Below are 21793 nucleotides of genomic sequence, written 5' to 3'. Positions count from 1 at the left end.
CAGCGATGACGCGGCAACCAAGATCCGCCTCGGCAACCCGGTCATCATCCGCGGCCGCGACGCACCGGTGGAAGCCGAAGAAGCCTGCGCCACGGCGCGCGGCAAGCTGGTCGCCATCGGTGCCATTGAGCAAGGCATGTTCAAGCCCAAGCGGGTCTTTGCCGGTTGATTCCTGTCGTCTAATGTCGAGGCGAGGACTCGCACGAGGGGAATATGGCAAAGGCTGAGACCGTGAAGACGCGGGCACCGGCGAAAACGCGGCGGCCGCCGGTCGGTGCGTCGCCCGGCACGCTGATCGCCGACCCGTCGGCGCGTCGCTCGGAACTGCGTCTGACGCTGATCTCGCCCGAAAAATTCAAGACTATCGAAAATGCCAGCATCGACGACCTCAACACCCATTGCCACAAATGGCCGGTCCTCTGGCTCGACTGCACCGGCCTCGCCAACATCCCGCTGATCGAGGAGATCGGCCGCATTTTCAGCCTGCATCCGCTGGCGCTGGAGGACGTCGTCAACACCGGCCAGCGGCCTAAGGTCGACTTCTTCGAGGACCATGCCTTCGTCGTCGTCAGGATGATCGACGATGTCACCTCGCACCGCTATGAGCAGATCGCCGTCTTCTTCGGCAGCAACTTCGTCGTTACCTTCCAGGAGCGGGAAGGCGATCCATTCGATCCGGTGCGCAAGCGCATTGAAAGTTCGGCGCCCAACCGGCTGCGCGCCCGCGGCGCCGACTATCTTGCCTATGCGCTGATCGATGCCATCGTCGACAGCTATTTTCCGCCGATCGAGGCCGCCGGTGACATGGTCGACAGCATCGAGGACCAGATGCTGCATTCGCCGCACAAACACCAGATGCGGCAGCTGCATGAATTGCGGCGTGACGCCAACGTGCTGAAAGGCGTGCTGTGGCCGATGCGCGATGCGCTGGCGACGCTGATCCGCAACGATGTGCCCTATGTGAAGGCCGAGACCAAGATCTTCCTCAACGACACGCTCGACCATGCGCTCAGGCTGATCGAGCTGGTCGAGACCCAGCGCGATATGCTGACCGGCCTGATCGAGATGCACCTGTCGCTGAGCCAGGCGCGCACCAACGACGTTATCAGCTATCTCACCATCGTCTCGGTCATCTTCATGCCGCTCACCTTCCTGGTCGGCATCTGGGGCATGAATTTCGATCCGGAGTCTTCGCCCTGGAACATGCCGGAACTGAAGGCCTACTACGGCTATCCCTTGTCGCTGCTGTTCATGGCGCTTGTCGCGTTCGGGCTGATCGCCTTCTTCAAATGGAAGAAATGGCTTTGACAGGGATAAACCTGCCATTTTGGCCTGAAAAGCCGGCTTGTGAATTGGGCTGGTGTTTTCCGGGGAATTGCACTATATGCGCCGCAGCTTAGCGCTATGACGCTTTGCTTGCACCGGCCCCTGCTGGACGACATCCCGGCTGAGGGCGACCCGTTTCCTCAAACAGATAAGGAAAAACACGATGTCGATTACTGCCGAGCGCAAACAGGAATTGATGGGTGAATTCGCAACCGCCAAGGGCGATACCGGGTCTCCGGAAGTCCAGGTGGCCATCCTTTCCGAGCGCATCAAGAACCTGACCGACCATTTCAAGGACCACAAGAAGGATAACCATTCCCGCCGTGGTCTGCTTGCTCTCGTCTCCCAGCGCCGCAGCCTGCTTGATTATCTCAAGCGCAAGGACGACGCGCGCTACCAGACGCTGATCGAGAAGCTCGGTCTGCGTCGTTGACGAATTGACCGGCGGGCTTTCGAAGGAGAGCCCGCCGGTCGCGCATTCTGCCAGTCGTATCGACTGGCCAGACCCGGTTTCGATCGTGCAGAGGGCACTCGAAACCGCCCATGGACGGTCATGGGGCAGGATTGCAGGACGCTCGCGCGCGCACCGCGCCGAAATCACCCGAGCCTCCCGTTGTCTTGCCCGTGGCTGCCCGAGAAAGGAAGCCAGGGAAAGGGCATCTCCGCGCACCGTGAAACGGCGCGGCCCTTTCCTCATATTAAGGACAAGAGATGTTCAATCACCACAAAGTGGAAATCGAATGGGGCGGTCGTCCGCTCATCCTCGAAACCGGCAAGATCGCGCGCCAGGCTGATGGCGCGGTGCTCGCCACCTACGGCGAGACCAAGGTCCTCGCCACCGTCGTTTCGATGAAGGAGCCGAAGCCCGGCCTCGATTTCTTCCCGCTGACCGTCAACTACCAGGAAAAGACCTACGCCGCCGGCAAGATCCCGGGTGGCTATTTCAAGCGTGAAGGCCGTCCGAGCGAGAAGGAAACGCTGGTTTCCCGCCTCATCGACCGCCCGATCCGCCCGCTCTTCGCCTCCGGCTACAAGAACGACACCCAGATCGTCGTCACCGTCGTCCAGCATGATCTCGAGAACGATCCCGACATCCTGTCGATCGTTGCCACTTCGGCCGCCCTGACGCTCTCCGGCGTCCCCTTCATGGGCCCGGTCGGCGGCGCCCGCGTCGGCTACATCAACGGCGAATACGTTCTGAACCCGCATGTCGACGAGATGCAGGAATCCAAGCTCGACCTCGTTGTCGCCGGCACCGCCGACGCTGTGCTGATGGTTGAGTCCGAAGCCAAGGAATTGGGCGAAGAGCTGATGCTCGGCGCCGTCATGTTCGGCCACAAGGGCTTCCAGCCGGTCATCGACGCCATCATCAAGCTGGCCGAAGTCGCCGCCAAGGAGCCGCGCGACTTCACCGCGCCGGACTATTCCGCGCTTGAAGCCGAGATGCTGAAGATCGTCGGCGACGAACTCAGCAACGCCTACAAGAACGTCGACAAGCAGAAGCGTTACGCCGCCGTCGACGCCGTCAAGGCGAAGGTCAAGGCAGCGTTTGCCCCGGCCGAAGGCGAAGATGCCAAGTACACTTCCGAGCAGATCGGTTCGGTATTCAAGGAACTCCAGGCCAAGGTCGTGCGCTGGAACATCCTCGACACCGGTTCGCGCATCGATGGCCGTGACCTCAAGACGGTCCGCAAGATCGTCTCCGAAGTCGGCGTCCTGCCGCGCACCCACGGTTCGGCGCTGTTCACCCGCGGCGAGACCCAGGCGCTGGTCGTTGCCACGCTCGGCACCGGCGAGGATGAGCAGTATGTCGATTCGCTGACCGGCATGTACAAGGAGAAGTTCCTCCTTCACTACAACTTCCCTCCCTATTCCGTCGGCGAGACCGGCCGCATGGGTTCGCCGGGTCGCCGCGAAATCGGCCATGGCAAGCTCGCCTGGCGCGCCATTCGCCCGATGCTGCCGAGCGCCGACCAGTTCCCCTACACGCTGCGTGTCGTCTCGGAGATCACCGAGTCCAACGGTTCGTCGTCGATGGCCACCGTCTGCGGCACCTCGCTGGCGCTGATGGATGCCGGCGTGCCGCTGGCCAAGCCCGTCGCCGGTATCGCCATGGGCCTGATCAAGGAAGGCGAGCGTTTCGCCGTTCTATCCGACATCCTCGGTGACGAGGATCACCTCGGCGACATGGACTTCAAGGTCGCCGGCACCGCCAACGGCATCACCTCGCTGCAGATGGATATCAAGATCGAAGGCATCACCGAGGAGATCATGAAGATCGCGCTGGACCAGGCCAAGGATGGCCGCCAGCACATCCTCGGCGAGATGGCGCATGCTCTGACCGGCGCGCGTTCGGAACTGGGTGAGTTCGCACCGCGCATCGAAGTGATGCACATCCCGACCGACAAGATCCGTGACGTGATCGGCTCGGGCGGCAAGGTGATCCGCGAGATCGTCGAAAAGACCGGCGCCAAGATCAACATCGAGGACGACGGCACGGTCAAGATCGCTTCGTCCAATGCCAAGGAGATCGAGGCGGCGAAGAAGTGGATCCACACCATCGTCGCCGAGCCGGAAGTCGGCGAGATCTACGAAGGTACGGTCGTCAAGACCGCGGACTTCGGCGCTTTCGTCAACTTCTTCGGCCCGCGTGACGGCCTCGTCCACATCTCGCAGCTTGCCAACGACCGGGTCGCCAAGACCTCGGACGTGGTCAAGGAAGGCGACAAGGTCTGGGTCAAGCTGATGGGCTTCGACGAGCGCGGCAAGGTCCGCCTGTCGATGAAGGTCGTCGACCAGGCCACCGGCAAGGAACTCGCCCGCGACAAGAAGACCGAAGGCGAAGAAAACGCCGCCTGATTGGTCTGAGATCATGAATCGAAACGGGCGCGGCTTATGTCGCGCCCGTTTTCATTTTCAGCCTGGGTTTCAAAGCGCTTAGACAAGTCGAGATCGAACAATGTCCGCCGAGCCGTTGAAGACGCTTTTCCATCCCTTCGAGGCGGAGGCTGTTGCTTTGCCGGGAAAGGGCACGCGCGCCCTGTTTTTCGGCGCTGAGCCGGGTTTTCGCCTGCCTGAAGGCTTTGAGGCGACGCTTCACCTCGTACAGGGCTTCCGGCCGCATTTTAGCGTGCTGCAGGCGTCTGGCTTCGTCGTCACCGCGCAAGTGGAAGGCGATGGCTTCGATATGGCACTTGTGCTTGCCGGCCGGCATCGCGGCTTGAACGAAGTGCGCATCGCGCAGGCGCTTGAGTGCGTGGCGCCGGGCGGCCTGGTCGTCATTGCCGGCGGCAAGGACGATGGCATTGCCAGCCTGCGCAAGCGCGTTGACGAGCTTGTGCCGCTTGAAGGCCATTTGCCCAAATATCACGGCATTGCCTTCTGGCTGCGACGTCCCGCCGATCTGGCCGCCGCGGAAGAATTGCGCGCTGCCAACCCCGCTCTGCTGGTTGAAGGCCGGTGCCACACCGCGCCCGGCATGTTCTCGTTCGACCGGATCGATACCGGATCGAAATTGCTGGTCGAGAACCTGCCCAATGACCTGCGTGGCAGCATTGCCGATCTCTGCGCCGGCTGGGGCTATGTGGCGGCCGAGATCGCCGCCCGCTCCCCCGGCGTTCAGGCGCTCGACCTCTATGAGGCCGATTTCGCCGCGCTTGAAGCCGCGAAGCTCAATCTGGCAGCGGTCAGCCAGCCGACCGCCAGGAATTTCTTCTGGATCGATCTGCTGAAGGAACCAGTCGAGAAGCGCTACGACGCGATTGCCATGAACCCGCCCTTTCACCGCAGCCGGGCGGCCGAGCCGGAGATCGGCGCCGGCATGATCCGAGCGGCGGCCAAGGCCTTGAAGCCGGGTGGGCGGCTGTTCATGGTCGCCAACCGTCAGCTTCCCTACGAACCGATCTTGGCGGCTGTCTTTTCGAGCCATGCCGAACTCGCTCGTGACGGCATGTTCAAGGTGCTTTCCGCTCGTCGTTGAAGCATGATCCCGAAAGTGGATACCGGTTTCGGAAAAGATCATGCTCAAAAACAGATATCGCGTCGCACTCAATGCAGATTGGCAACGCGCCGGACCTCATCGGTGATATGCACGTCGCCGACCCTGATCTTGAGGGGGGCGGGCCTGCCATACAGGTAGCCTTGCACCACCTCGCAGCCGGCTGCCCTGAGCAGTGTCGCCTGGCTTTCGGTCTCGACGCCTTCGGCAATGATGCTGACGCCGAGCGCGCGCGAAAGCCCGACGATGGTCGAGACGACCGCGCCGGAGCTGGAATCTGTGTCGAGGCGGCTGACGAAGGACCGGTCGATCTTCAGCTTGCCGAATGAGAAATCGATCAGGTAGCTCAAATTGGAATAGCCGGTGCCGAAATCATCGACGGCGACCGAAATGCCGATATCCGCAAGCTCCTTCAGGATGGCGGCGGCGCGGTCGCGATCCTGCATCATCGCCGTCTCGGTCACTTCCAGTTCCAGCCGTGACGGCTTGATGCCGGTGCTCGTCATGGTGTCGCGCACGATGCCGACGAAGTCCTTGGTCATGAACTGGACGGGCGAGATGTTGACGGCGACGAAGCAGTCGTCGGGCAGATGCCGGGCGTCGCTGCAGGCTTTGCGCAGCACCCATTCGCCGATCGGGCCGATCATGCCGGTTTCCTCGGCGATCGGAATGAACTCCATCGGCGGGATCATGCCGCGTTCCGGATGCCGCCAGCGGATCAGCGCTTCGTAGCCGACGATGCGGCCGGTCGGGAGATCGAGCTGCGGCTGGTAATGAAGGTCGAAGTCACCGCGCTCGAAGGCTGTATGCAGTTCGGATTCGATCCACTGGCGATGGTCGGCGACCCTGCCCATTTCGGCATGGAAGACGGACCAGTTGCCGACGCCGCTGGCGCGCGCGTTCTGCAGCGCCAGATTGGAGCGGCGCAGGATGAGGACGGGATCGACACCGTCCTTTGGCATCGCCACGATGCCGACCGACAGGCTGACCGATTGCAGGTGCGTACCGAGATCATAGGGCTCCATCATCTCGTCGATGAGCCTCTCTATGGTGCTTTCCAAGGACCCTGCGACTTGGTTGTCGGGGAGCAGGATCGCGAATTCACCGGCGCCGATGCGTCCGATCAGCGCGCGCGGCGGCACGCACGTCTTCAAGCGCTTGGTGAAGGCGCGGATCAGCTCGTCGCCCTGGCTGTAGCCGATGGCGTCATTGATCTGCTTGAACCGGTCGATGTCGATATCGATGAGGAACATCGGCTCGCCGGTCCGGCTGGTCGCGCATGCCGCCTCGGCAATCTTGCCGACCATCGCCGGACGTGCCACCAGGCCGGTCAGCTTGTCGAAATGGGTTTCCGTGAAGACGAAATCCGCCGATTCATCGACGCCGGCGAAGAAGGACATCGCGGCGACCGACGCCGCCAGTGCGCAAAGAGCGGCCATCACCGAGACCATCATGTCGGCGGAGATGCCGGCAAAGCCATCGCCGAGACCGAGCTTCAGGCCCCAGAGCCCGAGGACGAAACTGCCGAGACCCGAACTCGCTATGGTGAGCAGTCGGAACACCGGTGTTCGCTTCGGGTTGCTGACGGCGAGCATTGAAAGTTCCCCTGAGTACGGAGCTTTCTACCGGATATCTCCTTAAAATGAGTTTCCGCGAATGAATCCAATTTTATTGGACCGGAAGTATTTCTTGAGCGGATCAATGCGACTGGCGCTGAAACGGGGTTTAGCCGCGCGCTTTAAGCTTCGTGTTTTCAGATGTCCGCCATTTCAAAACCGTCGCGCACCTTTGGCCGACAGGCGTTAGTCTCGCCCGCCGTCGGTCTGCTTCAATTCGTCGAGCGTCGGCATGGAAACGATGTGATAGCCGGAATCGACATAGTGGATTTCGCCGGTAACCCCGGAAGACAGATCCGACAACAGATAAAGCGCCGAACCACCGACCTCGTCGATGGTCACCGTGCGGCGCAGTGGCGAGTTTCGCTGCTGGTAGGAGAACATGTGGCGGGCGTCCGAAATGCCGGCGCCGGCGAGCGTGCGCACGGGCCCAGCCGATATGCCGTTTACCCTGATGCCGCGCGGACCGTAATCGTTGGCGAGGTAGCGCACGCTGGCCTCCAGTCCGGCCTTGGCGACGCCCATGACATTGTAGTTCGGCATGACGCGGACGGAGCCCGCATAGGTCAGCGTGATCATCGATCCGCCGTCCTTCATCAAGGTGGCCGCATGGCGGGCGACCTCGGTGAAGGAGTAGCAGGAGATCACCATGGTGCGGACGAAATTGTCCCGGCTGGTGTCGGCGTAGAGGCCTTTCAACTCGTTCTTGTCGGAAAAGCCGATGGCGTGGACGATGAAATCCAGCCCGCCCCATTCGTTGCCCAGGGTCTCGAACGTGGCGGCGACCGAAGCGCTGTCCTCGACGTCGCACGGCACGACCAGCGAGGCGCCGAGCTTGTCGGCCAGCGGCTTGACCCGGCGTCCGAAGGCATCGCCCTGATAGGTGAAGGCGAGTTCCGCCCCGTGTTCGGATAATTTCCGGGCGATGCCCCAGGCGATCGAATGATCGTTGGCGACACCCATGACAAGCCCGCGCTTGCCCTTCATCAATCCGTCCATGGCCGGCAAATCCTTATGCGGAATAGCGCTGGAAAACGAGCGTGGCGTTGGTGCCACCGAAGCCGAACGAATTGGACAAAACAGTGTCGATCCTGGCGTCGTCGATGCGCTTTCGCACGATCGGCATGCCCTCGAATTCGGGGTCGAGGGTCTCGATATGGGCGCTTTCGCCGATGAAACCGCCCTGCATCATCAGGATCGAGTAGATGGATTCCTGCACGCCGGCCGCGCCCAGCGAATGGCCGGTCAGCGACTTCGTCGAGGTGATGTACGGCATCTCTGGGCCGAACACCTCGCGGATGGCGCCCATTTCCTTGGAATCTCCCACCGGCGTCGAGGTGCCATGGGTGTTGATGTAGTCGACCGGCGTGGAAACCGTGGCCAGCGCCTGGCGCATGCAGCGGACCGCGCCTTCGCCTGAAGGAGCAACCATGTCGTAGCCATCCGACGTCGCGCCATAGCCGACGATCTCGGCATAGATCTTGGCGCCGCGCGCCTTGGCATGCTCAAGCTCTTCCAGCACCAGCACACCGGCGCCCCCGGCAATGACGAAGCCGTCGCGATTGACGTCATACGCACGGGAGGCGGTCGATGCCTTGTCGTTGAATTTCGACGACATGGCGCCCATGGCGTCGAACAGGTCCGACATCGTCCAGTCGAGATCCTCGTGGCCGCCGGCGAAGACGATGTCCTGCTTGCCCCATTGGATCAATTCATAGCCATTGCCGATGCAATGCGCCGAGGTCGAACAGGCCGACGAGATCGAGTAGTTGACGCCGTGGATCTTGAACCATGTGGCAAGCGTCGCCGATGCGGTCGACGACATTGCCTTCGGCACCGCGAATGGACCGATGCGCTTGGGACTGCCGTTCTTCAGCGTCGTTTCGGCAGCTTCGACGATGGTGCGGGTGGATGGTCCGCCCGATCCCATGACGATGCCGGTGCGCTCATTGGTGATGTCGCTCTCGCCGAGGCCCGCATCCGCGATCGCCTGGTCCATGGCGACGTGGTTCCATGCAGCACCCTGGCTCAGGAAGCGCATCGCACGGCGATCGATCATCGCCGATGGATCGAGCGTCGGCGCTCCCCAGACCTGGCAGCGGAAGCCGTGTTCGGCGAAGGAATCCGAGAAGCTGATGCCTGATCTGGCGTCATGCAGCGAGGCTTGCACCTCGTTGGCATTGTTGCCGATCGACGACACGATGCCGAGGCCTGTGACTACGACACGTCTCATTCGCAACTCCTTCCAGGGATGCTGGCCAAAGGGGGCCGGCCAGGGGTGCCGGTCAGCCGACCGCCGACTGCTTGGACAGACCGACTTTCAAATCCGTTGCCGCGTATATGGGTTCGCCATCCGCCTTCAGCCAGCCATCGGCGATGCCGAGCACCAGCCGGCCCCGCATCACGCGCTTGAAGTCGATGCCATATTCGACCTTCTTCACCGAAGGCGTGACCATGCCCTTGAATTTCACTTCGCCGGTCGACAGCGCCATTCCCTTCCCGGGTTCGCCAAGCCAGCCAAGATAGAAGCCCGTCAGTTGCCACATGGCGTCGAGGCCGAGGCACCCCGGCATGATCGGATTGCCGATGAAATGGCAGGCAAAGAACCACAGGTCCGGCTTGATGTCGAACTCCGCGCGGATGAAACCCTTCTCGAAGGCGCCGCCGGTCTCGCTGATCTCGGTGATGCGGTCGAACATCAGCATTGGCGGATAGGGAAGCTGGGCGTTGCCCGGTCCGAACAGTTCGCCGCGGGCGCAGGCCAGCAATTCGTCGTACTCGTAGCTGGATTTACCCGCCATCAATCTCATCCCATATCGTTCCGGGCCATCGGGTGCCCTTGTCGTTGGTTTCCTAACACAATCTGTTTCAGGCCGGAAACCGGCGTTTGCGCTTAGCCTGCTCGTCTGCCTGGGTCAATGCGCGCTATTGATCGCATTCGGACGACAGAATATATGTCCTGAGAGGTCCGGTTTCGGCAGACGTTCATTTTTTTGCCATTCTGGGCGTGTCTTGGGGCGGAACTGTGGGGTTCGACGAGAAGATGGACCTGGACGGCCGGAAGGAAAATGTCGCTGTGGACAAGCGGGTCCGTGAAGCCGGGCTGAGGCCGACGCGTCAGCGCATTGCGCTGGCCGATCTGCTTTTCGCCAAGGGCGACCGGCATCTGTCGGCCGAGGAACTGCACGAGGAGGCGGTTGCCGCCGGCGTGCCGGTGTCGCTGGCCACCGTCTACAATGCCCTTCACCAGTTTACCCAGGCGGGACTTTTGCGCATCCTCGCCGTCGAAGGCGCGAAAACCTATTTCGACACCAACACCTCCGACCACCACCATTTCTACATCGAAGGCGAAAACCGTATATTCGACATCGACAGCGGTCCGGTGACGGTTGCGAACCTGCCGGAGCCTCCGGAAGGGATGGAGATCGCCAATGTCGACATCGTCGTGAGGCTGCGCCCCAAACGCCGCGAATGACTGGCGAGGCCGGAATCATCTGCCAAGCCAGAATTATCGGCCAGGGATGAAACCCCTCGATCTCGTAATCCGGCTCGAATGGGCGATCGTGGCACTGGCTGCCGTCATTTTCTACGGTTCGACCGGCATCTCCTGGTGGCTCTTCGGATTGCTTATCCTGGCGCCTGACCTATCGATGTCGGGCTATCTGGCCGGTCCGCGCGTCGGTGCCCTTGCCTACAACGCCTTGCACATCCTGATCGTGCCCGTGCTGCTGCTGCTCGGCGGGCACATGTGGGGCAATGCGGCCGCGATGGCGGTTGCGCTGATATGGATCGCCCACATCGCCATCGACCGTGCGCTGGGCTACGGTCTGAAGCTGCCGACCGGCTTCCAGGACACCCATCTCGGCCGTATCGGGCATAAAGCCAGGACCGCGAAAGAGAATCAGTCCTTGACCCGTTCGCCGGGATAGGCGCCCCAGACGACCGACTGGGCAAGCCAGCCGGTGTGGCCGTCGAACGTCATTTCGCACCACTGGCCGTCGCAGGATTTGATCGTACCCATGACGCCAGGTTCGATCATCGCGACCACCCTTGCATCCTTGTCGGGGCTGTTGAGAAGATTGATCCGGGTGCCCTTGCCACGCTGCCATGGTGCGACGATTGCCGTGCGTCGGCCGGAAAGCAGCGACTGGTTGATCCAGCCTTCCGAACCATCGGCATCGCGCACGCGGCGCCATGTGTCGAATTCCTGGATGATCTCCATCGGCAGGCCGGCCTTCATGTACATCCAGTCGACCGAGTAGTTGGCGCCGGGGCCGACGCGCGAGTTGACGCGGCCGGATTTCAGGCTGACGAATCGCGGCAGCGGCAGGCCGCTCGGCCCGAGCGTGACGACGCTCTGGGCAGGTGCAGCCGCACTCTGTGCCGCCGTAAGCGGAGAATAAAGCAGAGCGCCGAAAAATGCTGCACTGAGGGCCAGGCGAAGCGACGCGAAACCAGACACTTTCATTCCTTTCGGCGCTTGCCTCGGCGCCCCTTTTTCTTTGTCTTCGGCGGCACCGCTTGTTACATGGGTAATCGGCACCGCGACCGGCTTTCAGTTTCGCCGGTCTTGGTTAAAGAGGTCTCAACGAGATCGGGTTAGAGCAATTCCAGCAAACCTGTGAAGCGGTTTTGCGTTCGGAATTGCGGCAAATACTCGAGAGGGAAACAATGGCAGGCAAAAAAAGGCCTCTCGTCGTCATCACGCGCAAGCTGCCCGACCCGGTCGAGACCCGCATGCGCGAACTGTTCGACGCAAGGCTGAATGTCGAGGACCGGCCGATGACGCAGCCGGAACTGGTCGCGGCGGTCAAGGAAGCCGACGTTCTGGTGCCGACCATTACCGACAATATCGACGCGGCGCTGATCGCTCAGGCAGGCGACAACCTCAAGCTGATCGCCAATTTTGGCAACGGCGTCGACAAGATCGATGTCGCGGCTGCGGCCAAGAGGGGCATCACCGTCACCAACACGCCGAATGTCCTGACCGAAGACACCGCCGACATGACGATGGCGCTGATGCTGGCGGTGCCGCGGCGGCTCGCGGAAGGCGCCAATGTGCTCACCGGCGACAAGAAATGGGCCGGCTGGTCGCCGACCTGGATGCTGGGCCGGCGCATCTGGGGCAAGCGGCTCGGCATTGTCGGCATGGGGCGGATCGGCACGGCCGTAGCCAGGCGGGCCAAGGCCTTCGGACTGTCGATCCACTATCACAACCGCCACCGCGTGCTGCCGGCCGTGGAAGACGGGCTGGAGGCGACCTATTGGGAAAGCCTCGACCAGATGCTGGCCCGCATGGATATCATCTCGGTCAACTGTCCCTCGACGCCGGCAACCTTCCATCTGCTTTCGGCGCGGCGGCTGGCGCTACTGCAGCCCACCGCCTATGTCGTCAACACCGCGCGCGGCGACATCATCGACGAGGAAGCACTGGTCAAGCTGATCCAGGACGGCAAGATCGCCGGCGCCGGCCTCGATGTCTACGAGCACGAGCCGGCCTTGAACGGCAAGCTGCTGAAGCTCGCGGCCAAGAACAAGGTCGTGCTTTTGCCGCATATGGGCTCGGCGACGCTCGAGGGCCGTATCGACATGGGTGAAAAGGTCATCATCAACATCCGCGCCTTCGTTGACGGCCACCGCCCACCAGACCGCGTGCTGCCGCTCAGGACCTGACACTGTCGCGGTGCGATATCCGTGGCCCACAAACCGTAAGATAAGACTTACGGGAGAGCTTTGCGCATGGTGATCGAGGTCGGCCTGGCATAGCCGTCATGCGCCGTCCGTCCAGTTTCGCGAAAGCCGAGGCGAGCAAAGGCCGCGTGGTTCGCGGTCAACTCGATCCGCGTCTGAAGCTCGATGGCGGCCTTGCCGCGGCCGCGGGCAAGGTCTTCGACCGCCTGCATCAGCCGCCGGCCGATGCCTTGTCCCTGGCAGTCCGGCGCCACGGCGAGCTTGCCGACATAGAACTCTGCCACCTTTTCAAGGGCAAAGACGCAGCCGACGATCCGATCACCCCTGAGCGCCACGAAGCCGGTCTCCCGCCGCGCCTTGTCCCGCAGAGTGTCGGCGGTCAAAAGGTGGGCCGAGGAGGGCGGGTCGATGACGTCGTCCATCGAGGCGAAGGCACGCATGATCAATGCGAGCACATCGTCCCAACGGTCGAAATCGGTCGGGATCCGCCTGATGGAGACTGCTTCGATCAGGTCCAAGAATTCAGCTTCTCTTGTAACGGATGGTGTCGAAGCGCGCCGCCAGCCCATCATAAAGCAGCAGCCGGCCGACCAGCGGTTCGCCCACGCCGGTGATCAGCTTGACCGCCTCCATGGCCTGCAGCGTGCCGATGACGCCGGTCAGCGCGCCAAGCACGCCGACTTCGGCGCAGGACGGCACCAGGCCCGGCGGTGGCGCCTCGGGAAACAGGTCACGATAGCCTGGGTTGGGCTTGCCGTCCTTGCCGTCTTCGAATGGCTTCAGCACCGTGACCGAGCCGTCGAAGCGTCCGACGGCGGCATGCACCAGCGGTTTCCCAGCGCTCGCGCAGGCATCGGCCACGGCGTAGCGCGTTTCGAAATTATCGGAACCGTCGACGACGATGTCATAGCGGGCGACGAGGGCAGGCGCATTGTCCGTGGTCAGCCGGAACGTATGCGGTTCGACTGTGGTATTGGGATTGATGCGGGCGATTGCCGCCTTGGCGCTGTCGGTTTTCAGCAGGCCGACAGTGTCGGTGCCGTGAATGACCTGACGCTGCAGGTTGGAGAGCGAAACGGTGTCGTCATCGACCACGCCGAGCGTGCCGACGCCGGCGGCGGCAAGATATTCAAGCACCGGGGCGCCCAGCCCGCCGGCGCCGATGACCAGCACCCGGGCCTGCTTCAGCCTCTGCTGTCCGGCGCCGCCGATTTCCGGCAGCACGATGTGGCGGGCATAGCGTTCGATCTCGTCTGCGGTCAGGGCGGCAGTGGTCATTGCCTGATCATACAGGCACGGAAAAACCTTGTCAGGGGTCTTCGGTTGGCCCAACCGTCCCGTGGTCGACGGTCAGGAATTGCGCACGGCCCTGGAGACTGGAAAACAGCGCAGCATCGGTTCCTGTCATGAATGCCTGGCAGTTCAGTTCCTCCAGGATGGAAAACAGCGCCGCGCGCCGCCCGCTGTCGAGATGCGCAGCGATCTCGTCGAGCAGCAGGATCGGCGTCATGCCCGACATTTCGCCGGTCAGCCTCGCGTGCGACAGCACGATGCCGACCAGCAGCGCCTTCTGCTCGCCGGTCGAGCAGAGCTCGGCCGGCATCGCCTTGGGGCGGTGCCGAACCACCAGGTCCGAACGGTGCGGGCCGTCGAGCGTACGTCCGGCGGCGCGATCGCGCTCGCGGCCCTCGGCAAGCGTCCGACGGAAGCGTTCCTCCACATCGACCGCCGGCGCCACGGCAATCTCGGCTTCCAGCTCGCCTGAAAGGCCGATATCGGCTTGCGGAAACGGTCCCGTGTCGGGCAGCCTGTCGATCATGGCGGCCAGCAGGCGCACCATCTCGGCGCGCGCCGCGGCAATCGCCACACCGGTTTCGGCCATCTGCGTCTCGATAGCGTCGAACCAGCGGTCGTCCCGAGAGCTTTCGGTAAGCAGTCGGTTACGACCGCGCATCGCCTTCTCGTAGTCGATCGCACGTTGCCCGTGGCCGGGGTCGATCGCCAGCACCAGCCGGTCGAGGAAGCGCCGGCGATCCGCGGCCGGTCCGGTGAATAACGCGTCCATGGCTGGCGTCAGCCAAACCACGCGCAGCCATTCCAGCATGTCCTCGGCCGAACGCGCCGAAGCTCCGTTGATGCGTACCCGCCTGCCGCCTTCGCCGGCGGTGTCACCGCCGGAAATGCCTGTTCCGATCTCGACCTGGCCATCAGGTCCGTCGAGCCGGGCATGCAGCGCAAAGCCGCCGTCGCCGCCCTCGCGCGCGACATCGGCGTAGGGCGCGCGGCGCAAGCCACGTCCCGGTGTCAAAAAGGAGATCGCTTCGAGGAGATTGGTCTTGCCGGCGCCGTTGTCGCCGGAAAAAACCACGGCACCTGGCGCCAGATCGATCGTCAGCGCCGCATAGTTGCGGAAATTAGTAAGTGTTAGCTTACTTATATGGTTCTGTGCCGGCAACCGCTATCCGCCTATAGAAGTCGCCGTAAATATCGCGCTTGCCGCCGGTCCACAACAGGACCGAAGTGCTGACACCGCGCCGCTACACGCGCATCGGCATCAGCACATAGAGTGCGGTCTCGTCGGCCATGTCGTGGATCAGCGTCGGCGAACCGGCATCCGCCAGCATGAACTTGGCCTCCGTGCCGGTCAGCTGCGCGGCAACGTCGAGCAGGTACTTGGCGTTGAAGCCGATCTCGATCGGATCGGATGAATAGTCAGCGGACAGTTCTTCGGTGGCGCTGCCTGAATCCGGATTGTTGACCGCAAGCGTCACCTGACCCTCGCTGATCGACAGCTTCACCGCGCGACCGCGTTCGGAAGAGATGGTCGAAACACGATCGACGGCGGCGGCAAAGCTCTGGCGGTCGATGATCAGCTTCTTGTCGTTGCCTGTCGGAATGACCCGCTGATAATCGGGGAAGGTGCCGTCGATCAGCTTCGAGGTCAAAACCACGCTGCCGATGGTGAAGCGGATCTTGGTGTCCGACAGTTCGGTGGTCACCGCAACATCCGGATCGTCGACAAGCTTCTGCAGCTCGCTCACCGTCTTGCGCGGAATGATGATGCCCGGCATGCCCTCGGAACCCGCCGGCGCGTCGATCTCGGCGCGCGCCAGGCGGTGGCCGTCGGTCGCCACCGAGCGCAGCTTCAGCTTGCCGCCAACCTCATGCGTGTGCAGGTAGATGCCGTTCAGGTAATAGCGTGTCTCCTCGGTGGAGATGGCGAACTGGGTCTTCTCGATCAGGCCTTTCAGGGCAACCGAGTCGAGACGGAAGATATGCGAGAAGGATCCGGCCGAAAGCTCCGGGAAGTCGGATTGCGGCAGGCACTGAAGGCGGAAGCTCGAGCGGCCGGACGTCACCGTCATGGCGTTGCCGTCCTCGTCCGTCTTCAGCATCACCTCGGCGCCATCGGCGAGCTTGCGCACGATGTCGTAGAGCAGATGTGCCGGGACCGTCGTCGCCCCGCCGCGCTCCACCTTGGCGGGCGTCGCTTCGGTCACCTCGAGGTCGAGATCGGTTGCCTTCATTTCAAGGCTGGCGCCTTCGGCGCCGAGCAGCACGTTGGACAGGATCGGTATGGTGTTTCGCCGCTCGACCACACGATGGACGTGGTTGAGCGACTTCAGGAGATTTGACCGTTCCAGGATAACACGCATGACGAAACAGGCTCGCTTGAATGAATGACGGGTCACCAGTGAGCGGCGTCCCGCGAAAGGTCTGAATAGGCTCAGAATCTGCGTAAACTGACAGGAAAAAACCAGCAAACGCAAGCCCGCGCCGCCGGTTCAGGCCGGCTACGCGGGCTTTCTGGGGATAACGCGCCCGAAGTCCGCGAGCCAGTGTCGAAAAACCGAAATCCAGATCGCTTCCAGGCGATGCCACGAGCCCGATGCAGGCCCGGCGCCGCACTGGCAAGCCATTGAATCCCGGCGTTGTTTCGGTTCGGCCCTCCCGGAGGGTCAGGCCTGATCGTTGATCAGCCGCCTCAGAAGCTCAAGTTCCTGCGCCAGCGTGTTGTCGTTGCCGGAAAGGTCCTCGATCTTGCGCACGGCATGCAGCACCGTGGTGTGATCGCGGCCGCCGAAACGCCGTCCGATCTCGGGTAGCGAGCGCGGCGTCATCACCTTCGACAGGTACATGGCGACCTGCCGCGGCTTGACGATGGTGCGCGTGCGCCGGTTGGACAGCAATTCGGTCTTCGACACATTGTAGTGACGCGCCACGATGCGCTGGATGTCCTCGATACGGACACGCTTCGGCTCGCCTGTGCGATAGATGTGGCCGAGGATTTCGTCGATCCGGTCGATGGTGATCTGCGGCTCGAAGGATTGACGGAACAAAAGCTGATTGAAGGCGCCTTCCAGCTCGCGTCCGCTGCCGGTCACGGTGCGGGCGACGTGATTGAGGATCTCCTCCGAAATGTCGAGGGATGCGTCGTCGCTCCTGGCCGTGGCAAGGCGCAATTTGAGCATGCCGAGGCGCATGGCGAAATCGGGCGCCGACATTTCAAGCGCGACACCGCCATTGAGGCGCGAACGGACCCGCGGTTCGAGCGATTCCAGTTCCGATGGTGGCCGGTCGGCAGCGACGACGACCTGCTTGGCGCTGTCGAGCAGCATGTTGATCAGGTGGCAGAATTCATGCTGGATCGACTTGCCCTGCAGGAACTGCATGTCGTCGATGATGAGCAGGTCGATGTCGCGCAGCTGCTCCTTGAGCGTCAGAGCGTTGTTGTCGCGGATCGCGGTGGCAAAGCGCCACATGAAATACTCGGCCGTGAGATAGACGACGCGCGACTTGGGGTTCTGCTTCAGCGATTCCGCGGCGATGGCCTGCAGCAAATGGGTCTTGCCGAGCCCGACGGTTGCGTGAAGGAAGAGCGGATTGAAACGCACCGCGCTCGATTGCGATTCCGCCACTGCCTTGGCGGCGGCGAAGGCCACCCGGTTCGACGGCCCCTCGATGAAAGAGCCGAACGTGTAGCGTGGATCGAGCGGTGACCCCAGAACGTTGTGGCGGAATTCGCTCTCGATGGGTGTGCCCGGACGCGGAGTCGATGCGCGCTCCACCCGGCTGGGGCTGACTGTGCCTGCGGCAAGCGCCGTCTGCGTCTGCCGTGTCACCTTGCTGCGTGCCGGCGTTACCTCTGGCTCGGCCTGGGCGCGTCCCTGACGGGTTGCCGTGCGCACGACGATGTCTATCTTGAGAAGATCGGGATCCTCCTGCTTCCACAGCTCGGAGATGAGGTCGAGATAGTGGCCGTTGATCCATGAGCGCAGGAAGGCGGTAGGCACCGAGATGCGGACAATGCCCTTGGAAGCCTCGGCGACTTTCATGCGGCCAAACCAGCTCGAATAGACTTCGGTTCCCAGGCGCGCCTTCAACTGGGTCTTGACCCGGTCGAATTTCTGTTCCGCGTCGCTGGACACCGCCATGTCGTTTGCTCCGATCAAAGTTCCAGGAAATGGGAGGTCGCCCGTAAGTTCCCTTTCGATGCCGCTCTGCATGATCTTTTCCTTGTCCTTCCGTACCTGTTTTCCGCCGGGGATGCGCCTCCTGCATCCGGTTCCGGCGACCTAAGTCTTTGCTACGATGTCCGCTGCCGCCGCCGGCAGGTGAACGTCGCCCATTATCCGTGGGAACCGGTGCCGGCCCATGGAAGCCAGTCCGCGTTGGGTATGTCAGGGCAATACAACACCGTCCGGCGAAAAGAGCGCCGGCGCGCCGTCTACCTGCCATGTCTAGTTACGCCAGTCCCCTACCGTATCGAAAAAGACAAACCAAAGCCGTCCGCGGACTTGATCCGCGTTGCAAATCCCGCCAATTTAAGCTGGCCGATTCAGGCTTGGGTTAAGAGCCAGAGCCCGTCCCTTTCGATAGATCGACACTACCGAAATCGCTGTGGATAGGGCAAGGCCACGTCTAACGGATTTTTAAGGAATCTGGTTAGTGGAGGCGGGTTCGAGTGGCATGCCGCGACGGCACATTTTAACAAAGCCATTGTGATTCAAACCCTTTTCCGGCGAATATGAAAAACCGGGCGCTGACAGAAATATTCTGAAATAATTCGCTTGACAGCGACTTCTCCCCGATCGGGCCAGTCCGGTGTGGACAAGCTGTGGATCACCATCTGTAAGCGTTTGAAAAATATAAGCTATTTTTGACAGCCAAGAATCATTAGGCCGGCGATTTTCAAGCGTGCCGATCAACAGCAGGCATGCATATGCCGGCAAACTATTCCCTATTGTGAAATCCGCATAAGACGCCGTTTCCGGACATTCTTTTTAAGTGCTTGCCGGCAAACGAAAAAACCCGGCACAAACGGCCGGGTTCGAAGAACGTCAGTCTAGGCAAGTAATGTCAGGCCGACAGTACCTTGACCCGCTGAGCCAGTCGCGACACCTTGCGGGACGCCGTGTTCTTGTGAATCACGCCCTTGGTTGCGGCGCGCATCAATTCCGGCTCCGCGATCTTGAAGGCAGCCTGTGCGGCAGCCTTGTCACCGGAGGCAAGCGCCTCTTCGACCTGGCGGATATAGGTGCGGACGCGCGAGCGACGGTTCTTGTTGATCGCTGCGCGGCGGACGATCTTGCGCGTTGCCTTTTTGGCCGAGGATGTATTGGCCATGATGCCTCTCTTCTGATCTGGTCGGCGCATGCGGGATGCCGCAGGGCGCAAAAAACAAACGGGCTGCCACAGGGCCGCCTCGGTTGGTGCGGCTTATAGTTCAGCTTTTCCGGCGCGTCAACGCTGCCTGGCCTTCTTTTTGGCGGCCAACAACCATCTTCTTCGAAGCCAAGGGATTGGCGTCAGCGGTTGGTGAAATTCGGCTTCCGCTTCTCGGCAAAGGCCGCCATGCCTTCCTTCTGATCGTCCAGTGCAAACAGCGAGTGAAACAGCCGGCGCTCGAACCGCAATCCCTCGGCAAGCGTCGTCTCGAAGGCGCGGTTGACAGCTTCCTTTGCCATCATCACCGATGGCAGCGAGAAAGCGGCGATCTTGGCCGCGGCCTTCAGCGCCTCCTCGACAAGTTCACCGGCAGGCACGACCCGCGACACCAGGCCAGAACGCTCGGCCTCGGCGGCATCCATCATCCGCCCGGTCAGGCACATGTCCATCGCCTTCGACTTGCCGACAAAGCGGGTCAGCCTTTGTGACCCGCCCATGCCTGGAATGACGCCGAGCGTGATCTCGGGCTGGCCGAACTTGGCCGTGTCGGCGGCGATGATGAAATCGCACATCATCGCCAGCTCGCAACCGCCGCCGAGTGCATAGCCCGCCACCGCCGCGATAATAGGCTTTCGCGCCCGCGTCAGTTCCTCCCAGCCGACGAAGAAGTCTTGGGCGTAGGCGTCCGCATAGGAGATGGACTGCATCTCCTTGATATCGGCGCCCGCCGCGAAAGCTTTTTCGGAACCGGTGATGACCATGGCGCCGATACCGGGATCGGCGCTGAACCCGTTCACGGCTGCCACCACCTCGGTCAGGATCTGGGAGTTCAGCGCGTTGAGCGCCTGCGGCCTGTTCAGCGTGATCAGCCCGACCTTGCCGTGCGTCTCGGTGATGATCGTCTCATAGCTCATGGCTGCTTCTCCTTGCTTACGCTCGTCTAGAGCGGTTCATCGTTTCACGGAAACGCAGAACCGCTCCATCTCCTTGTCTTGACCAATTTCGGACGGAAAACCGCCCCCGCTTTTGCTGGAATTGCTCTGACTCATCGCTGACATGTCCGGCAATAAAAGGTCGATCGGCCGCTCTGCACGACACGCTCGATGTGGCCGCCGCAACTGGGCTTGGAGCAGGCCTCGCCTTCGCGGTCGTAGACGGCGAAGGCGTGTTGGAAATAGCCCAGCGACCCATCGGTCTGCATATAGTCCCGCAGTGAGGAACCGCCGGCTGCGATCGCATCCGATATCACCGAACGAATGGCTTGCGCGAGGTGTTCGCTTTGGGCCTGGGCTTTCTTTCCGGGCCTGGCGATCGTGCCCGCCTCGCGCAGCGGCGACAGGCCCGCACGCCACAACGCCTCCGACACATAGATATTGCCGAGCCCGGCGATCAGCCTCTGGTCGAGAAGCGCTGCCTTCAGCGGTGATCTCCGCCCCTTCATCAATGAGGAAAGCAGCGCACCGTCCAATGTGTTGCCCGTAGGCTCGACGCCAAGTCCAGCCAGCATCGGATGAACGTCCGGCAGTCCTTCCGCAAACAACATGAAGCCGAAGCGGCGCGGATCATTGAAGATCACGCGCGATCGGGTACCGGCCGGAGACACGACATGGAAGACGACGTGGTCGTGATTGGAGCTCTTCGAGCGGTCGTGCCGGAAGATGCCGGGCATGTCGCTGCCATCGGCCGTCTCGATGCGGAATGAGCCCGACATGCCGAGATGGCAGATCAGCGCGGGGCCGCCTTCCAGGTCCATCGTCAGATACTTGGCCCGGCGGCCGAGTGCCGTGATCGTCTTGCCGGCCAGTCGCTGCGCGAATTTCTCGGGAAATGGAAAGCGCAGATCCGGTCGGCGCGCCTCGACGCGGGCGATGGTGGCGCCTTCCAGAACCAGCTGAAGTCCGCGCCGGACGGTTTCGACCTCCGGTACCTCAGGCATGACCGCCGATCGCCGCATAGAAAGAAGTGCCGTAGCGTCCGGGCGCCAGCCCGAGATGCTCGGCCACGGTTTCGCCGATGTCGGCGAATGTCGTTCTCAGTCCGATGTCGCCGCCCTTGAGACCCGGTCCAGTGCCGATCACCGGAACGCGCTCGCGCGTGTGATCGGTCCCGGCCCAGGTAGGGTCGTTGCCGTGGTCGGCCGTCAGGATGAGAAGATCGCCCTGCCGCAGCCTCGCAAATGCCTCCGGCAGCCGCAGGTCGAAGGCCTCGAGCGCTGCAGCATAGCCCGCGACATCGCGGCGGTGACCGAATTCGGTGTCGAAGTCGACGAAATTGGCGAAGACGAGGTCACCGTCGCCGGCATCATCCATCGCACCCAGCGCTTCGTCGAACATAGCCATGTTGCCTGCCGCCTTGCGCACTTGCGAAATTCCGCGATGGGCGAAGATGTCGCCGATCTTGCCGACGGCGATGACACGGCTGCCACGCGCCGTCAGCCGGTCGAGCAGGGTCGGTTCCGGCGGGGGCACGGCGTAGTCATGACGGATGTATGTCC

Annotated in this window: 20 protein-coding genes and 2 pseudogenes; 8 read left to right on the top strand and 14 right to left on the bottom strand. The window is 62.2% G+C overall.

All coding sequences use genetic code 11. The features are described from left to right. The 5 genes and pseudogenes from truB to ENZ74_RS02535 form a co-directional block, all read left to right on the top strand. A pseudogene (truB, locus tag ENZ74_RS02555) lies at positions 1-169 on the top strand (tRNA pseudouridine(55) synthase TruB); the annotation flags it as partial. Positions 170-213: 44 nt separating this feature from the next. Further along, complete coding sequence (corA, locus tag ENZ74_RS02550) at positions 214-1308, top strand: magnesium/cobalt transporter CorA (protein ID WP_063169994.1); 1095 nt, start codon at positions 214-216, stop codon at positions 1306-1308. A gap of 139 nt (positions 1309-1447) precedes the next feature. Further along, positions 1448-1759, top strand: a complete 312-nt coding sequence (rpsO, locus tag ENZ74_RS02545) for a 30S ribosomal protein S15 (protein WP_269470859.1) — start codon at positions 1448-1450, stop codon at positions 1757-1759. Between the two features lie 278 nt (positions 1760-2037). Beyond that, entirely contained in the window at positions 2038-4185 is a 2148-nt protein-coding gene (gene pnp / locus ENZ74_RS02540) for a polyribonucleotide nucleotidyltransferase (protein WP_013527890.1), read from the top strand. Between the two features lie 100 nt (positions 4186-4285). After that, the gene (locus ENZ74_RS02535; protein WP_063169995.1) at positions 4286-5305 is read left to right on the top strand and encodes a class I SAM-dependent methyltransferase; all 1020 of its coding nucleotides are present in this window, start codon (positions 4286-4288) and stop codon (positions 5303-5305) included. A gap of 68 nt (positions 5306-5373) precedes the next feature. On the opposite strand, the gene ENZ74_RS02530 is transcribed toward ENZ74_RS02535, so the two are convergent. From ENZ74_RS02530 to fabA, 4 genes are all read right to left on the bottom strand, one after another. Continuing rightward, positions 5374-6918: a bifunctional diguanylate cyclase/phosphodiesterase gene (locus ENZ74_RS02530; protein ID WP_027161757.1), complete on the bottom strand. Its 1545-nt coding sequence runs from the start codon at positions 6916-6918 to the stop codon at positions 5374-5376. A 207-nt stretch (positions 6919-7125) separates the two neighbouring features. Further along, positions 7126-7938: an enoyl-ACP reductase FabI gene (gene fabI / locus ENZ74_RS02525; protein WP_013527887.1), complete on the bottom strand. Its 813-nt coding sequence runs from the start codon at positions 7936-7938 to the stop codon at positions 7126-7128. Between the two features lie 13 nt (positions 7939-7951). Further along, entirely contained in the window at positions 7952-9172 is a 1221-nt protein-coding gene (gene fabB, locus ENZ74_RS02520) for a beta-ketoacyl-ACP synthase I (protein WP_024503470.1), read from the bottom strand. Positions 9173-9224: 52 nt separating this feature from the next. Next, positions 9225-9740, bottom strand: coding sequence for a 3-hydroxyacyl-[acyl-carrier-protein] dehydratase FabA (gene fabA, locus ENZ74_RS02515; protein WP_013527885.1), 516 nt, complete (start codon positions 9738-9740; stop codon positions 9225-9227). 242 nt (positions 9741-9982) lie between these two features. Here fabA and irrA point away from each other — a divergent pair, with 242 nt between their 5' ends. Further along, positions 9983-10414 (top strand): iron response transcriptional regulator IrrA, encoded by a 432-nt coding sequence (irrA, locus tag ENZ74_RS02510; protein ID WP_024503471.1) that lies wholly within the window; start codon positions 9983-9985, stop codon positions 10412-10414. A gap of 46 nt (positions 10415-10460) precedes the next feature. Then, the gene (locus ENZ74_RS02505) at positions 10461-10868 is read left to right on the top strand and encodes a DUF4260 domain-containing protein (protein ID WP_063169996.1); all 408 of its coding nucleotides are present in this window, start codon (positions 10461-10463) and stop codon (positions 10866-10868) included. Here the strand turns inward: ENZ74_RS02505 and ENZ74_RS02500 are convergent. Then, a complete protein-coding gene (locus tag ENZ74_RS02500) occupies positions 10841-11401 on the bottom strand; it encodes an SH3 domain-containing protein (protein WP_063170456.1) in 561 nt (186 codons plus the stop codon). The two genes, ENZ74_RS02505 and ENZ74_RS02500, sit on opposite strands and share 28 nt — an antisense overlap. Before the next feature lie 209 nt (positions 11402-11610). Between ENZ74_RS02500 and ENZ74_RS02495 the strand changes: the two genes are divergently transcribed. After that, complete coding sequence (locus tag ENZ74_RS02495; RefSeq protein ID WP_013527881.1) at positions 11611-12612, top strand: D-glycerate dehydrogenase; 1002 nt, start codon at positions 11611-11613, stop codon at positions 12610-12612. Positions 12613-12659: 47 nt separating this feature from the next. Here ENZ74_RS02495 and ENZ74_RS02490 read toward each other — a convergent pair whose 3' ends face one another. From ENZ74_RS02490 to ENZ74_RS02450, 9 genes and pseudogenes are all read right to left on the bottom strand, one after another. Next, complete coding sequence (locus ENZ74_RS02490) at positions 12660-13148, bottom strand: GNAT family N-acetyltransferase (RefSeq protein ID WP_127218679.1); 489 nt, start codon at positions 13146-13148, stop codon at positions 12660-12662. A gap of 4 nt (positions 13149-13152) precedes the next feature. After that, the gene (locus ENZ74_RS02485) at positions 13153-13908 is read right to left on the bottom strand and encodes a molybdopterin-synthase adenylyltransferase MoeB (RefSeq protein ID WP_013527879.1); all 756 of its coding nucleotides are present in this window, start codon (positions 13906-13908) and stop codon (positions 13153-13155) included. 31 nt (positions 13909-13939) lie between these two features. Beyond that, entirely contained in the window at positions 13940-15085 is a 1146-nt protein-coding gene (gene recF, locus ENZ74_RS02480; RefSeq protein ID WP_013527878.1) for a DNA replication/repair protein RecF, read from the bottom strand. A gap of 82 nt (positions 15086-15167) precedes the next feature. Next, complete coding sequence (gene dnaN, locus ENZ74_RS02475) at positions 15168-16286, bottom strand: DNA polymerase III subunit beta (RefSeq protein WP_013527877.1); 1119 nt, start codon at positions 16284-16286, stop codon at positions 15168-15170. 303 nt (positions 16287-16589) lie between these two features. Next, entirely contained in the window at positions 16590-18065 is a 1476-nt protein-coding gene (dnaA, locus tag ENZ74_RS02470; RefSeq protein WP_127387494.1) for a chromosomal replication initiator protein DnaA, read from the bottom strand. A gap of 925 nt (positions 18066-18990) precedes the next feature. Further along, entirely contained in the window at positions 18991-19257 is a 267-nt protein-coding gene (rpsT, locus tag ENZ74_RS02465; RefSeq protein ID WP_013533694.1) for a 30S ribosomal protein S20, read from the bottom strand. Between the two features lie 182 nt (positions 19258-19439). Beyond that, positions 19440-20213 (bottom strand): enoyl-CoA hydratase, encoded by a 774-nt coding sequence (locus ENZ74_RS02460; RefSeq protein WP_013533693.1) that lies wholly within the window; start codon positions 20211-20213, stop codon positions 19440-19442. Positions 20214-20344: 131 nt separating this feature from the next. Then, complete coding sequence (gene mutM / locus ENZ74_RS02455; protein WP_127312656.1) at positions 20345-21235, bottom strand: bifunctional DNA-formamidopyrimidine glycosylase/DNA-(apurinic or apyrimidinic site) lyase; 891 nt, start codon at positions 21233-21235, stop codon at positions 20345-20347. Then, positions 21228-21793: pseudogene (locus ENZ74_RS02450) on the bottom strand (phosphopentomutase); the annotation flags it as partial. The gene mutM and the pseudogene ENZ74_RS02450, both read right to left, overlap by 8 nt.

Origin of the sequence: Mesorhizobium sp. M7A.F.Ca.CA.002.15.2.1 (assembly GCF_003998715.1) — a bacterium.
Lineage (GTDB): Bacteria > Pseudomonadota > Alphaproteobacteria > Rhizobiales > Rhizobiaceae > Mesorhizobium > Mesorhizobium ciceri.
This window is presented reverse-complemented; position numbering and strand designations above follow the sequence as displayed.

Excerpts from the sequence above, each read along its gene's own strand:
- irrA (WP_024503471.1), top strand. The coding sequence starts at position 9,983 with ATGGACCTGGACGGCCGGAAGGAAAATGTCGCTGTGGACAAGCGGGTC.
- ENZ74_RS02460 (WP_013533693.1), bottom strand. The coding sequence starts at position 20,213 with ATGAGCTATGAGACGATCATCACCGAGACGCACGGCAAGGTCGGGCTG.
- mutM (WP_127312656.1), bottom strand. The coding sequence starts at position 21,235 with ATGCCTGAGGTACCGGAGGTCGAAACCGTCCGGCGCGGACTTCAGCTG.
- pnp (WP_013527890.1), top strand. The coding sequence starts at position 2,038 with ATGTTCAATCACCACAAAGTGGAAATCGAATGGGGCGGTCGTCCGCTC.
- fabB (WP_024503470.1), bottom strand. The coding sequence starts at position 9,172 with ATGAGACGTGTCGTAGTCACAGGCCTCGGCATCGTGTCGTCGATCGGC.
- corA (WP_063169994.1), top strand. The coding sequence starts at position 214 with ATGGCAAAGGCTGAGACCGTGAAGACGCGGGCACCGGCGAAAACGCGG.
- ENZ74_RS02485 (WP_013527879.1), bottom strand. The coding sequence starts at position 13,908 with ATGACCACTGCCGCCCTGACCGCAGACGAGATCGAACGCTATGCCCGC.
- ENZ74_RS02530 (WP_027161757.1), bottom strand. The coding sequence starts at position 6,918 with ATGCTCGCCGTCAGCAACCCGAAGCGAACACCGGTGTTCCGACTGCTC.
- rpsT (WP_013533694.1), bottom strand. The coding sequence starts at position 19,257 with ATGGCCAATACATCCTCGGCCAAAAAGGCAACGCGCAAGATCGTCCGC.
- fabA (WP_013527885.1), bottom strand. The coding sequence starts at position 9,740 with ATGGCGGGTAAATCCAGCTACGAGTACGACGAATTGCTGGCCTGCGCC.
- ENZ74_RS02505 (WP_063169996.1), top strand. The coding sequence starts at position 10,461 with ATGAAACCCCTCGATCTCGTAATCCGGCTCGAATGGGCGATCGTGGCA.
- ENZ74_RS02495 (WP_013527881.1), top strand. The coding sequence starts at position 11,611 with ATGGCAGGCAAAAAAAGGCCTCTCGTCGTCATCACGCGCAAGCTGCCC.
- dnaN (WP_013527877.1), bottom strand. The coding sequence starts at position 16,286 with ATGCGTGTTATCCTGGAACGGTCAAATCTCCTGAAGTCGCTCAACCAC.
- dnaA (WP_127387494.1), bottom strand. The coding sequence starts at position 18,065 with ATGGCGGTGTCCAGCGACGCGGAACAGAAATTCGACCGGGTCAAGACC.
- fabI (WP_013527887.1), bottom strand. The coding sequence starts at position 7,938 with ATGGACGGATTGATGAAGGGCAAGCGCGGGCTTGTCATGGGTGTCGCC.
- ENZ74_RS02535 (WP_063169995.1), top strand. The coding sequence starts at position 4,286 with ATGTCCGCCGAGCCGTTGAAGACGCTTTTCCATCCCTTCGAGGCGGAG.